At 64.8% G+C, this 12,631-nt stretch carries 11 protein-coding genes and 1 tRNA gene; 8 read left to right on the top strand and 4 right to left on the bottom strand.

Annotated features, from left to right (window positions below; all coding sequences use genetic code 11):
* Positions 1 to 115 precede the first annotated feature (115 nt).
* Together AC24YW_RS15390 and AC24YW_RS15385 are read right to left on the bottom strand one after the other, a co-directional pair.
* On the bottom strand, positions 116 to 871 hold the full coding sequence (locus AC24YW_RS15390) for an alpha/beta fold hydrolase (protein ID WP_487483535.1): 756 nt from the start codon (positions 869 to 871) through the stop codon (positions 116 to 118).
* A gap of 117 nt (positions 872 to 988) precedes the next feature.
* Positions 989 to 2,125, bottom strand: a complete 1,137-nt coding sequence (locus AC24YW_RS15385) for a hypothetical protein (protein WP_487483534.1) — start codon at positions 2,123 to 2,125, stop codon at positions 989 to 991.
* A 309-nt stretch (positions 2,126 to 2,434) separates the two neighbouring features.
* On the opposite strand from AC24YW_RS15385, the gene AC24YW_RS15380 reads away from it, so the two are divergent.
* Positions 2,435 to 2,680, top strand: coding sequence for a zinc-finger domain-containing protein (locus tag AC24YW_RS15380; protein WP_131871198.1), 246 nt, complete (start codon positions 2,435 to 2,437; stop codon positions 2,678 to 2,680).
* Positions 2,681 to 2,699: 19 nt separating this feature from the next.
* Entirely contained in the window at positions 2,700 to 3,902 is a 1,203-nt protein-coding gene (locus AC24YW_RS15375; RefSeq protein WP_487483533.1) for an FAD-dependent monooxygenase, read from the top strand.
* Between the two features lie 25 nt (positions 3,903 to 3,927).
* Here AC24YW_RS15375 and AC24YW_RS15370 read toward each other — a convergent pair whose 3' ends face one another.
* Complete coding sequence (locus tag AC24YW_RS15370; RefSeq protein WP_487483532.1) at positions 3,928 to 4,350, bottom strand: twin-arginine translocation pathway signal; 423 nt, start codon at positions 4,348 to 4,350, stop codon at positions 3,928 to 3,930.
* 172 nt (positions 4,351 to 4,522) lie between these two features.
* On the opposite strand from AC24YW_RS15370, the gene AC24YW_RS15365 reads away from it, so the two are divergent.
* The 6 genes from AC24YW_RS15365 to AC24YW_RS15340 all read left to right on the top strand — a co-directional run bounded on the left by AC24YW_RS15365 (position 4,523) and on the right by AC24YW_RS15340 (position 10,934).
* A tRNA-Leu gene (locus tag AC24YW_RS15365) sits at positions 4,523 to 4,611 on the top strand.
* Between the two features lie 187 nt (positions 4,612 to 4,798).
* Positions 4,799 to 5,545 carry a class I SAM-dependent methyltransferase gene (locus AC24YW_RS15360; protein WP_487483531.1) on the top strand — a complete coding sequence of 249 codons (747 nt, stop codon included), beginning with the start codon at positions 4,799 to 4,801 and terminating at the stop codon, positions 5,543 to 5,545.
* A complete protein-coding gene (locus AC24YW_RS15355; RefSeq protein ID WP_487483530.1) occupies positions 5,542 to 6,408 on the top strand; it encodes a glycosyltransferase family 2 protein in 867 nt (288 codons plus the stop codon). Before AC24YW_RS15360 ends, AC24YW_RS15355 begins: the two co-directional genes overlap by 4 nt.
* Positions 6,409 to 6,430: 22 nt before the next feature.
* A complete protein-coding gene (gene asnB, locus AC24YW_RS15350; protein WP_487483529.1) occupies positions 6,431 to 8,332 on the top strand; it encodes an asparagine synthase (glutamine-hydrolyzing) in 1,902 nt (633 codons plus the stop codon).
* 24 nt (positions 8,333 to 8,356) lie between these two features.
* Entirely contained in the window at positions 8,357 to 9,172 is an 816-nt protein-coding gene (locus AC24YW_RS15345; protein ID WP_487483528.1) for a class I SAM-dependent methyltransferase, read from the top strand.
* 43 nt (positions 9,173 to 9,215) lie between these two features.
* Complete coding sequence (locus AC24YW_RS15340) at positions 9,216 to 10,934, top strand: hypothetical protein (RefSeq protein ID WP_487483527.1); 1,719 nt, start codon at positions 9,216 to 9,218, stop codon at positions 10,932 to 10,934.
* 93 nt (positions 10,935 to 11,027) lie between these two features.
* Here AC24YW_RS15340 and AC24YW_RS15335 read toward each other — a convergent pair whose 3' ends face one another.
* Positions 11,028 to 12,335 (bottom strand): hypothetical protein, encoded by a 1,308-nt coding sequence (locus AC24YW_RS15335; protein WP_487483526.1) that lies wholly within the window; start codon positions 12,333 to 12,335, stop codon positions 11,028 to 11,030.
* Positions 12,336 to 12,631: the final 296 nt, after the last annotated feature.

Genomic DNA, 12,631 nt, shown 5'->3' with positions numbered 1-12,631 from the left:
TACGAAAGTCGATCTGGAGGCGTCCATCATTCATCCCTCAGAGGAGTGGATGGCCTTTCGGGATGGACCTTCAGGACAGCTGAACACCGCCCTGATCGTATGCGACCTCATCGTCTCAACCGCGGCGCGACAGGAAATCCAGCACGCCTGATTTGTAGACCTTGTCGCCGACCGCGCGCATGTGGTCGCGGTTCGGAATGTCCAGCACTTCCGCGCCGGGGATGAGGGCGCCGAGCGCGCTGGCGCTTCCGGCGACGTCGTCGGTCGAGCCGACGGCGATCAGCACCGGCACCTCGATGCGCGCGGCCTGCTGTCTCGTCATGAGATTGCGCGTGCCGCGCAGGCACGCGGCGAGCGCCCGGCGGTCGGAGCGGGTCTGGTCGGCGAACGCGCGGAACGTGCGGCCGACGGGATCGGTGACGTCGTCGAGCGACGGAGCCTCAAGCGCTTTGGCAACGTTCTCGCCGGGGCCGGTGCCCTCGATCAGGCCGCCGATGCCGATGCCGCCGAGGATCGCCGAGCGCAGGCGCTGCGACTCGTTGAGCGCGAGCCAGGCCGTCATCCGCCCGCCCATCGAATAGCCCATGATGTCGGCCTGCGGGATGGCGAGATGATTCATCAGTGCGAGCACGTCGCCGGCCATCACGGGAATGGAATATTGCGCGGGCTCGTAGAGCTTTGCGCTCTCGCCGTGGCCGCGATTGTCGAGCGCGATCACGCGGCGGCCGTTCTTGCGCAGCTCCGAAACCCAGGTCGGATAGACCCAGTTCACGTTCTTGCTGGAGGCAAAGCCGTGCACCAGGATGATCGGATCGCCCTCGCCTTCGTCGAGATAGGAAATTTCAACGGCGCCGTTGTGAAAGCTCGGCATCAGCAGTTCCGTGAGATGTTGAGGGGAATGACGCCATCTTAGAGCACGATCCGGCAAAGTGTGCAGCGGTTTTCCGGCAACATCATGCTCAAACAATAGCCCGAAGCGGATCGCGCCTCAGGCCGCCGCGGCCGCGTTGGCCAAAGCGGCGTCGGCGGCCGCCTGCGCGCGGCGAAGCCGCCGCGCTCGCCTGCGATCGCACCAGGCCTGGGTCAGGCGCTCGGTGGTCGCCTTGATGGAGGAGAGCAGGCCGAACAGCGTCACGACCGCGCCAAACAGCCACATCGCCAGATCGAACGCGCCGCCGACGAGCAGCAGCGCGCCGCGGCCGAGCAGCTTGATGATCGCGCGCGTCTTGCCGCCTTGCGCTTCCGCAAGCCGCGCGGCGCGCGCGATGTCCTTGGGACCCTCGGCGATACGCAGCGTATCCATCGCCCCGCGCGTGCCGGTCTTTCCGGCGACGCGCGTGACGTCCTTGCCGAGCCGGACCAGCGCACCGGCCTTCTCGGCCCGGAACGCGGCCTTGATCGCGCTCACGGTCTGGCCAGGGCGCAGCACCGAGCCCGATGCCACCGCGTTGCGCAGCATCGGCGCATCGACGACCTCGCGCGCGGACCGGCCGGCCCATGCGGCGAGCCCGTCGCCGAGCCGCCCGAGTTTGCGCGCATCCTTCACCAGCGTCAGTCCGGCGCGCACCGGCGCGGCGCCGCCCACGGAGACGTAGGTTGCCGCCGTCACCGCAAGGCCGGCCGCCGCAAGGGAGAGCACGAGGCGGTCGGTGTCTTCGCCCATGGCGAGGTGCTTGCCCTCGCGCACCACGTCCCTGATGTCGCCGAACACGAAGAGATCGCCGGCCACGGTCCCGGACAAGCTGGCGACATCGTCCGCGTTGCCGGTGACGAGACCGGCGGCGAAGCGCTTGGCGAAATGCGCGGTGGAATTCTCCGCTTTCACGGCGTCATTGACGCGGCTCAGGAGGTCGTCGGGAAGCGCGATGTTGCGCTCGCGCGCCAGCGTGACGAAACTGTCGGCGAGATCGGCATCGCCGGCCGCGAGCGCGGCCTCGATGTTGTCCTGAACCAGGCGGTCGTTGTGCCGGAGCAGCGCATCGAGCTTCAGCTCGGAGAGCGCGGCCGGATCATCCTGGGCGACCAGGATCGCGCCGGCCTCGCGGGCATGCGGCGCCACCTGCGCGAGCACGAAGCCGCACACGGCCATTCCCGCCAACGCCGTACTGATTCGCAGCCACTTCATGTGGAAAAGCCCGGATGCCCTCAAGATCGCTTGCGCGGAACACTACGTCTTTCGTCCCGGTTTCACGCAACCACAGAGATAGTATGCCAAAATTGCGACACAACGTCCCCGACGAAAGAAGGGCTTCTCTAGGGGCGCAAGATTGTGTCGAATTTGCATGAGCAAATGAGCATGGGGCGCTTGCGAAGCTTTTCGGTTCCGCTGGACTAGCAATCACCTGTACCCGCCAGTATGGTCCGCGGCGCCTCAAAGATGCCGCGTCAGTTCGTGATTGTGTCTGCCGCCATTGCCACTCCAGGATGAACTTCGATGTCCGACCATGTCGTCCCGCACTTCCATAACGATGCCGGTGTTCCCGTCATCGAGATCGGCTCGAAAGAGTTCATGTGCGTCGGCGCCAATCCTCCGTTCGACCATCCGCACGTCTTCCTCGACCTCGGCAACGACAACGAGATCATCTGCCCCTATTGCTCGACGCTGTACCGCTTCGCGGCCGACCTGAAGCCGGGCGAAGCCCGCCCGCCGGAATGCGTGCTGAAGGACAAGGTGGCCTGACCGCGTCCCCGGTTGAGGGGTGGCGCTCTCCCGAACGATCGTCATCGCCGGTGCCGGCATCGGCGGCCTGACGGCTGCGCTCGCGCTCGCCGCGCGCGGCTTCCGCATCGTCGTGCTGGAAAAAGCCGAACGCCTCGAGGAGGTCGGCGCCGGCCTGCAGCTCTCGCCCAATGCCAGCCGCGTGCTGGTCGATCTCGGCCTGACCCAGCGCCTCAAGCTGCGCGTCGTCATCCCGGAAGCACTCTCGATCATGAGCGCGCGGGCCGGCGGCGAGCTGCTGCGCATGCCGCTCGGCGAAGCCGCCTCGCTGCGCGCCGGGGCGCCCTATTGGGTCGTGCACCGTGCCGACTTGCAAGCGGCCCTCGCCGGCGCAGTCGCCGACCATCCCGACATCGACCTGAAGCTCGGCGCGACCTTCGAGGACGTCGCGCCTCATGCCAAGGGCCTGACGGTGGTCCATCGCAGCGGCACGATCCGCCGCAGCGATCTCGCCAGCGCGCTTGTAGGCGCCGACGGCATCTGGTCGACGGTGCGCCAGCATCTGTTTCCCGAGGTGCAACCGCGCTTTTCCGGCCTGATCGCCTGGCGCGGCACGCTCGATGCCACGCAACTGCCGAAGGACTATACCGCGCGCCGGGTGCAGCTCTGGATGGGACCGAACGCCCATCTGGTCGCCTATCCCATCGCGGGCGGACGCCAGATCAACGTGGTCGCGGTGCTGCCGGGCACCTGGAACCGGCCGGGCTGGAGCACGCCCGGCGATGCCCATGAGGTGATGGACGCCTTTAGCGGCCCACGCTGGCCGCCCGCGGCGCGGATGCTGCTCGCCGCGGTCGACAGCTGGCGCAAATGGGCGCTGTTCGGCGTGCCGGACGGCTGCCCCTGGAGCAAGGGTTCGGTGGCGCTGCTCGGCGATGCCGTGCACGCGATGCTGCCGTTCGCAGCGCAAGGCGCCGGCATGGCGATCGAGGATGCCGCCGTGCTCGCCCGGCATTTGAGCCTGGAGGCCGCCGAGAGCAGCAAAGCGGTTGCCGCCGCGCTGACGCAATACGGCCGGGCGCGCCAGGCGCGGGTACGGCGGGTGCAGCGGACCGCGCGGCAGCAGGGCCGCATCTATCATCTCAATGGGCCGCTCGCGCTCGCACGCGATCTCGCCATCCGCGCGCTCGGCCCGGAGCGCATGCTGGCGCGACAGGACTGGATCTATAGCTGGCGGCCCTGATGCGAAGCACCGTGGGCGCGGCGCCTCAGCGGGCGGCTTTGCCGGATTTCGCTGCGGGCTTGGCGGCGGCCGCCGGCGATGCCGGAGGCGGCGGCTCCTCGGGCGGCGACTCCCGGCATCTGTTGCGGCGCCAAGCGTCTTCGGCCAATTGAGCCTGCCCGCGCACGGCGACATAGTCGTTGCGATAAGCGAGCTCGGACACGACGGCGCCGCCGGCCCCGGTCTGCGCCTTGTCCATCAGTCTCTGCAAATCGGCGGTGCGATTGGCGAGGTTCTTGCGCTCAGCCTCCAGCTGCTTGCAATCGTGCAGCTCGTATTTGGCGGGATCGGCAAAAGCCGGTGCGATCGTCTCGCTCACGCCGGCGCAGCCAGACAGCGCGAGGCCAGCCGCAAGCAGCGCGAACAGCGCGCCAAAGCCGCGCAGCGATGAGGAAGACGAAGCAGGCATGCCGGATGAATAGCCCCCGTGGATTGAGAATGCCTAAAGCAGCAACAGATGTCCGGATTGAGGCTTTGCCTTGTGCCCCCACCTCGCTTAAGGAAGAACCGTCCCTCCGGCGGCAAACGCGCCAATTCCAGACCGCCGGCACGGACTTAAGTGTTTGATCTCGTTGGATCAAGCGGGCATGGCGGAATTGGTAGACGCAAGGGACTTAAAATCCCTCGGTGCGCAAGCGCTGTGCCGGTTCGACCCCGGCTGCCCGCACCACGCGATTTGGCGGCCCGGCGCGGCCGCAGCCTTCGGAAGCGGGCCTATGGCCATGACGCGCCGCATAAGCCATCGGTGGAAGATGGTCTGCCACCGGCTGAGTCAACTTTAGGGCGATAGCGCCCCACATGTTCTTGAGAAATGCGGCGCTCGCTGCTAACTCGGGCAAGAACAAGGCGCAGGCTCCATGGCTCAAACCTCCTTTCCCGCCCGGCCAACGACGGAAGGTCTGAAAGTCGGGGCCGATACGTATTCCAGCGCGATCGCCGACGCACAGAATTACATGACCTGGGTCGTCGACCAGTTCCGCCCCTATCTGAGGGGTGAGATCGTCGAGATCGGGTTCGGACATGGGCTCTACAGCAGGGTGCTCGGAGAGCTCGGCGACTATTACGGCGTCGACCACGACCGCGAAAGCGTCGAACGCGCCACCAGGGCGATGCCCGACCGCAAGTTCGCCGTCTGCGACATTCTGATCCGCGATCAGTTGCATTCGCTGTTTCCCGATGGCGTCGATGCGGTCTTCACCATCAACGTTCTCGAGCACATCGAGGATGATGCTACCGCGATTGCCAACTTGGTGCAGGTGCTCAAGCCCGGAGGACATCTCCTGATCAGCGTTCCGGCGTTGATGCTGCTCTACAATGATCTCGATCGCCTCGCGGGGCACTGCCGCCGCTACACCACGGCGCGCCTCGCCAAGCTGCTCGCCGATCAACCGGTCGAGCTGGTCCGGCTGAACTACTTCAATCCGATCGGCGGACTTGGATGGCTTGCCAATCGCCTGAAGCGCCATCAGTCGCTCAACGATGCCGCCGTCAACGGGCAGATCGCGCTGTTCGACAAATATGCGGTGCCGCTGTCGCGTGCGCTCGATCCGCTCTCACGAAGCTTCTTCGGACAATCTGTCACCTGCATTGCACGTCGCTTATGATTTCAATCGTCATTCCTGCGCTCAACGAGCGCAACGGCATTGTTGAAACCATTGATCGAGCCAAGGCGGCTCTCGACGGCGCTCAACTCACCCCCTATGAAATCGTCATCATCGATGACGGTTCGGTCGACGGGACCGGCGAGCTCGCCGAACAGGCGGGTGCAAAGGTGCTCAGGCATCCCCATAACATCGGCTACGGCCGCTCGCTGAAGGACGGGATTCGCGCAGCGACGTACGATACGATCGTCATCAGCGATGCCGATGGTTCTTACCCGATGGAGGCGATTCCGGCGCTGGTAGCCCGCTTCAACCAGGGTTTTGACATGGTCGTCGGCGCCAGGACCGGGCCGAACTACCGCGAGTCGATGCTGAAGTCGCCGTTGCGCGCCGTCTTGAAGACGATCGTCGAATTCACCGCCAACCGCGAGATTCCCGATATCAACTCCGGTCTGCGCGTGTTCGGCAGGCAGGTCGCGATCTCCTATTTCGAGCATGTCAGCGATCTCTTCAGCTTCACGACGTCCCTGACGCTCGCCTACATGATGAATGCGAAATTCGTCGACTACATCGATATCGACTACAACGAGCGGATCGGTCGGTCCAAGGTGAACCTGTTTCGCGACTCAATTCGGACACTGCAATACGTTCTCGAGGCCTGCACCTACTACAACCCGCTGAAGATCTTCGTGCTGCTGGCGATGATGTGCATGGCGCTTGCACTGGTCTCGCTGATCGGCGGGATCATCATGCAGCTCGTCAGCGCTTTCGTGCTGGGCGTCGGCGCGATCTTGCTCAGCATTCTCGTCGTCGCCATGGGGCTGCTCGCGGTGCTCCTGAAGCAGATCATGAATCAGCGACCATGACCTTCGTCGGCAAGAGAACGCGATGTGCGGGATAGCGGGCATCTTTGATCGTGACGGGCGCCCCGCCGACGGCCGCGCGGTTGCGGCGATGTCGGCTGCGCTGGTTCACCGCGGGCCGGACGGCGACAGCACCTGGCTGGACGGGCCTGTCGGCCTCGCCCACCGCCGGCTCGCCATCCGCGATCTATCCGATGCCGGGCGCCAGCCTATGCTCGACGCGTCGGAGCGCATCGTCGTCACGTACAACGGAGAGATCTACAACGACCGCGAATTGCGCAGCGAGCTCGAGCAATCGTTCGGCGTCCGGTTTCGCAGCACCTGCGACACCGAAATCCTCCCTTACGCCTATCTTGCCTGGGGCGAAGCGATGTTCGGGCGCCTCGAGGGCTTTTTCGCGATCGGCCTGTGGGATCGGCAGGAGGGCCGCTTGATCCTGGCCCGCGACGGCATTGGGATCAAGCCGCTCTATTATTCCGAGAGCAGCAGCCGCGTGCTGTTCGCAAGCGAGATCAAGGGACTTACGGCGAGCGGAGACCTCGCCGCGCGGATCGATCCCGTATCACTGCATACCTATCTCGCCGCAGGCCATCCAGGAACGCAGCAGAGCCTGTACCACGACATCAAACAAGTCCCACCCGGCACGATGGTGGGATTCACCGCCCGCGAGCGGAGCGAGCGACGCTTCTGGAGGCCGGTGCGCGCACCCGTGATCCGCGACCTCGATGAAGCCGTTGTCCGGCTGCAATCGACGGTCGAGACAGTGGTGAAGAGCCAGATGGTGAGCGACGTGCCGCTCGCCGTGCTGCAGAGCGGCGGCATCGACAGTTCGCTGATCAGCCTCACCCTCGGCCGGCTCGGATTGAAGCCGCCCTTGTTCACGGCCGGCTTCACGGAGAAGAGCCATGATGAAACTGCGGTGGCGCGCCAGATTGCCGCTACCGCAGGCCTGTCGCTTCAGGTCATCGACGGGGAAGCAGGCGAAGGGGCCGAGAGTGCGCTCCGCGCCGTGGTGTACCATTTCGACGGACAGTGCGCCGACACCGGCGCGCTTGGCTTCTACCATCTGGCCGGCGCCGTCCGACAGCACTGCACGGTCGTCTTGTCCGGCGATGGCGGTGACGAATTCTTCGGCGGATATGAAACTTACGCCGCGACCATAATGGCAGAGCGCGTGCGCCACGTCGTGCCACGCCCCGTCGCAGGCCTGGCCGGCCGCATCGCCTATGCATCCGTGCGCGGCAACGAGAAGCGGCTTCCGGCGGCAGCCCAACTCGCGCGCTTTGCGCTCGGGCTGAGTGAAGCCGGCAACAGCCCCCACCTGCAATGGCGACGCCTCGTTCCCAGCTTTCTGGCTGAAAAGATCTATGACGGCGAGATGGCCGATCTGGCGTCGACCGATCCTTTCGCCGAATACGCCGAATATTACGCCGAGCCGCACGCAAACGTGCTTGACCGGGCACTAATCGCCGACCAGCGCTTCCATCTGCAAAGCGTCCTCGCTAAGGTCGATGCGATGAGTATGGCCCATTCGTTGGAGGTGCGCGTTCCGATCCTGGACCGACGGATGATGGACCTCGCAGGTACCATCGACACCTCGCTGCTCAATCCCTGGCCGAAGGGAGCGCCGAAATACGTGCTGCGCAAGCTCGCCGAACGCCTGGGCATGCCGAGCGGAGCTGCCTGGTCACGCAAGCGCGGCTTCAACGTGCCCATTGCGCAATTGATGCGGAGCGGGCTGCGGTCGATCTGCGACCGCGTTCTCAACCGGGAAGCCGACGTGTTTGCGCCATTCTTGAGGCCCGATGCGGTCCGGCAGCTGTGGAACGACCATCTCGAGCGCAAGAACGACAACGCATTCGCGTTGTGGCCGATCCTCACCCTGGGAATCTGGTTGCTGGGGCTCGCCCGCCCTGCGCCGCGCTGAGCGGACGACGCCGGAACGCTCGCCATGCCCGATCTGAAGGAAGACACGATCAGAGATTTCGGAGAGCAATGGAGCGCGTTCCGCGACAATCCGGGCTATTATGGATCCGCCGTCTTACTCGCCGACCTCCTTGGTCCACTCGTCGCGCTTGATGAACTCAAAGGCAAGACGATCGCCGACATCGGCAGCGGCTCGGGGCGCATCGTCAACATGCTGCTGGATGCCGGAGCCGCTCGCGTCGTTGCGGTCGAGCCATCGGCCGCCATGCAGGTCCTGAAGGACAACACGGCCGCGCGCAAGGATCAGATCGACTATCTGCAGATTGCCGGCGACCGGTTGCCGCCGGATCTCGGGCTGGACTACGTGGTTTCGATGGGCGTCTTGCATCATATACCGGCGCCGATTCCCGTGGTTCGTGCGGCGTTCGAGGCATTGCGTCCCGGGGGGCGATGCATCGTCTGGCTCTACGGTTACGAGGGCAACGAGACCTATCTGTCGCTCGCGGTCCCGCTACGCAGGCTCACGGTCCTGTTGCCGCACCGTCTGCTCGTGGCGCTATCCTACATTCTGGAATGGGCGCTGACGGCCTACATCGGGCTGTGCCGAATATTGCCGCTCCCGATGCGGTCCTACATGCGTTCGGTGCTGGCCAAGTTTCCGCGCAGCGTCAGACGTCTGACCATCTACGATCAGCTCAATCCTGCCTATGCCAAATATTACACGCGCGAAGAGGCCGGGGCGCTGCTCCCAGCCGGCGGATTCGAGGACGTGAAGATCTATCATCGTCACGGATATAGCTGGACGGTGTGCGGGACCCGGCCTGCGCGAGGGGCATCCTGAGGGAGGGCCGCTGCCGCCTTCACTCAGACAATCCGGAGAGTCCATGCCTACCACCGACATCCAAGAGGTAGAGGGCCCGCTGACGGGGCGGCCGGCACGCTGCACATGGGCAAGCCGCATCGTGTGGCTCTGGATCTGGCTCGGAGTGATCGCTCTGGCGCTATTGGTTCACCTGGCTTTTCTGGTGTCCTGGCCGGATCATTTCCTCCACGAAGATGGCGGTGCTTATCTGGACGAGGCGCAATCCATCCTGACGGGCCATTATCTCGATGACCCGGGAAAACGGCCTTACGGCATGGCCATCTTCCTGGTGCTTCTATCCAAGCTGTTCGGTCCGAATATCATCGTCTTCGTCATAGCTCAGCATCTGGTGAGCATCGGCACTGCCCTTCTGATCGCCGCGACTTTGCGCCTTGCCGGCATTCCCCGCATTCTGTCAGTCATGGCGTTTCTGTTCGCCGCGCTCTACGGGCGCACGGTTCACTACGACAACACCATTGGCGCTGAGACCATTTCCAACTTCCTTATCAGTCTTGCGGCCTTGCTGGCCGCGGGCGTCATCTTCAGGAAATGGCCGGCGTTCCTGACCGCAGCGGGCGTGGGGCTGACGCTGGGGGGAGTGATGACTTGCCGGTCGGCGGCGGTCGGGCAAGCGAGCGTGATCCTGCTTTGGCTAGCCGTGGTGCTGGATGCCGGATGGCCTCGCCGACTGGCTGTGCTTGTTCTGGCAGGCGGGCTTGCGACGGCCGTGTACCTGATCCCGACTGCCGTCAACTACGCGATTGGAAAGCGTCCGGCGGGCAATGAGAGCCTCGCGGTCATGGCGTTCGTGGTCGGCTATTCCGCCGACTTCGATCACGGCGTCCATCTCGACCGGAAAGCGAACGCGCGCGCGCTCGTCGAGAAGATGCGGGCAGCCGACACCCCGACCGGCTGGCCCGACTCGGGCGTATATCAATGGCCGTTTGCAGCCATGCATTTGCTGGAGCAGCCCGGCGACAGCGCAGCCGAGTTCGAAAAGGTGGTTCGCGACATCTTCATCGAAACGCTGACGACACCATCGACACTGTATCGGCATCTCACCGCGCATTTTCTGCGCGAGATGTATTTCCTGCTGTTCGATGCAAACAGCACCGCGCGGCGAACCGTCAATCCGCAGGGCTACGAGTTCTTTGCCCGACGGGACCCATTCCCATTCTTTGGAAGTCCAACCGGACTCAAGCCAGGGCAGCTGATCCATGACTATTACAAACCTCATTGGCGGCTTGAGCGGTTGGTCTTGCCGACGCCGGCCCGGTTGCAGCTGGGGCTGAGCTACCTCCTGACGTTTGGTTACCAGCCGCGACCGGATCTGGCCGACCTATGCTGCGGCCTGACGATCTCGAGCGAGTACGACGACCTCCCTGGGCCGATCCGGTGGGTATCCGCGGCAACTCTGATCCTCGTGGTCGTTCTGGTCACAAGCCTCGTCGCGGCCAGACTCGGATTGATGCGGCCACTCCCCGCGGGCCTGCCGGCCGCCGGAACATTGATGATCTCGCTCGCGCTGATCAGCGTCGCATTTCCGGCCTTTCTCATTTACGGATTCAACCGTTACGCCTACTACGCCGTCCCATTTCTCGGGGGAGCAAGCGCGATCCTGGGCGCCGTGGCGTTCGATCAGGTCAACCGCTCTGGCGTACCGGAAATGTTAACCTCTTGGGCGCGTCGCAAGCGTTCCCTTGTACGGCCGCAGCCTCCAGAAGCGGGTCTGCAGCCATAAGGCAGGCCACGGGATCGCGACCCTGCCGGAAGGTGCTCCAATGCGCTGGTTGTCATGCCCGTTTCAGACTGAAGAAGCTGGCCTCCGCATCAATCAGCCCCGCTCGAGACGCTCGGGCTCTGCGCGGAAATCGAGCAGCACGATCCAGAAGCAGATCAGCGCGATGACGAGGAGGATGAAGGTGCCTTCGATCGGTGCGCCCAGAAGCGAGACCAGGGCCGGGAAGGCGAGGCCGATGCCGAGGATGGCGGCGAGCGCCGCGGCCGGCAGATCGACGATGAGGATCGCGGCAAGAAGCGCGAGCTCGAAGAAGGCATATTCCTTCAGACGCGGCGAAGTGAGATAGAGCGCGAACATGGCGAGCACCGTGATGCGCATGGCGGTGCGCGGGTGATCCATCAGCCAGCGATCGAGCTGCGTCAGGATCGGTACCCCTCCCCGCATCGATCCGCTCGCGGCCGCGCGCAGGACGGACTGCGCGAACGGCACCAGCACGAGCGCGAGTGCCGCGAGCACATAGGCTGCCAGCATCGCCGGCTTGCCGTCACCGAAGCCGGCCTGGGCCAGGAGGTCGCGCGCCAGCAGCAAGAGCGACGGATTGGTCTCGACGAGACCGACGGCATGCTGGCCGGGAATTTGTCCTGCGATCGCGAGCAGCCAGCTCGCGAACAGATCGGGGTACAGCAGCCGCGACACTGCGACCGGCAACGCGAAGGCGAACGCGGCCACCGCGATCAGGGCCAGCTTGCGGCCGCGCGGCAGCGGCAGGAAATAGAGCGCCGCCAGCACCGGGACAAACACCAGCTTGAACGAGGTCACGAGGCCGAGTAGCGCGGCGCCCGCGAGGCGCAAGGAAAAGCTCGGATCTCGTTCGGGCGCGAGCGGTCGTAGCAGCAGCTTCAGCGCGATCGCGGTCAACACGCCGCTCAGCAGCGCAAAATTCCCCGACGCCACCACGAATTCGAAACCGACGAAGGCGCCGAGCGCGCACAGCACCTTCAAGCCGGCATCGCGCGCGCTGGCACGCGCTCCAAAGCCGGGCAGAAGCAGCGCGCAGAGCACGGCGAGAACGAGATAGATGCTCCTGTAGTGATCGAGGAGAACGCCGCCCGCGCAGAGCGGACGGAAAACGTCCAGCGTCACCGGCAGATAGGGATAGGAATAATTGGTGCCCTTCAGGTTCTTGACGAAGTATGGATCGAGGCCGTCGGCATATGCATCGACCGCCGCGCAATTGACCCGGACGTCCCAGCCATACGGCAGGTCGAGCGCGGCATCGTTGGCGAGATTGCCGAGCACCAGCAGCGCGGTCAGCGCGACCACGCCGGCAAGCCAGACGTTGCGCCTGCCGGCCCTCGCCGCAGGCGCCAACCATCGTGCTGCACCTGAGATGTCGGACACGGCCGATACCCTGCTTGGTCTGGTTTCTCCCGGCGCCGTTGCGGCGGCCGGTCCGGCCACAATGGACAGGACGGGTTGCCGATTCATCTCCCCGGCGCGCCATGCGCGACTTTATGGTGAATCGCTGGTTGCCGGCTCCAGTCGTCCGGACGCGGCTTCGGAAAACGCTTCGATGTGCGGCGGCCGTCGAGGATGACCATCCGACCGGCGACGGGCCTTCACCTGTTTTTGACCGCTCCTGCCCCGCCTGCCAGCCATCCCGAAACATGGGTTGTGCAACGCAGCATCGGGGCTCA

It is taken from the genome of Bradyrhizobium sp. USDA3516, from assembly GCF_057651995.1.
Note: the sequence above shows the minus strand (reverse complement) of the source record. Positions and strands in the feature narration are given on the sequence as shown.

Excerpts from the sequence above, each read along its gene's own strand:
- AC24YW_RS15340 (WP_487483527.1), top strand. The coding sequence starts at position 9,216 with ATGCCTACCACCGACATCCAAGAGGTAGAGGGCCCGCTGACGGGGCGG.
- AC24YW_RS15355 (WP_487483530.1), top strand. The coding sequence starts at position 5,542 with ATGATTTCAATCGTCATTCCTGCGCTCAACGAGCGCAACGGCATTGTT.
- AC24YW_RS15390 (WP_487483535.1), bottom strand. The coding sequence starts at position 871 with ATGCCGAGCTTTCACAACGGCGCCGTTGAAATTTCCTATCTCGACGAA.
- AC24YW_RS15380 (WP_131871198.1), top strand. The coding sequence starts at position 2,435 with ATGTCCGACCATGTCGTCCCGCACTTCCATAACGATGCCGGTGTTCCC.
- AC24YW_RS15345 (WP_487483528.1), top strand. The coding sequence starts at position 8,357 with ATGCCCGATCTGAAGGAAGACACGATCAGAGATTTCGGAGAGCAATGG.
- AC24YW_RS15385 (WP_487483534.1), bottom strand. The coding sequence starts at position 2,125 with ATGAAGTGGCTGCGAATCAGTACGGCGTTGGCGGGAATGGCCGTGTGC.
- AC24YW_RS15360 (WP_487483531.1), top strand. The coding sequence starts at position 4,799 with ATGGCTCAAACCTCCTTTCCCGCCCGGCCAACGACGGAAGGTCTGAAA.
- AC24YW_RS15370 (WP_487483532.1), bottom strand. The coding sequence starts at position 4,350 with ATGCCTGCTTCGTCTTCCTCATCGCTGCGCGGCTTTGGCGCGCTGTTC.
- asnB (WP_487483529.1), top strand. The coding sequence starts at position 6,431 with ATGTGCGGGATAGCGGGCATCTTTGATCGTGACGGGCGCCCCGCCGAC.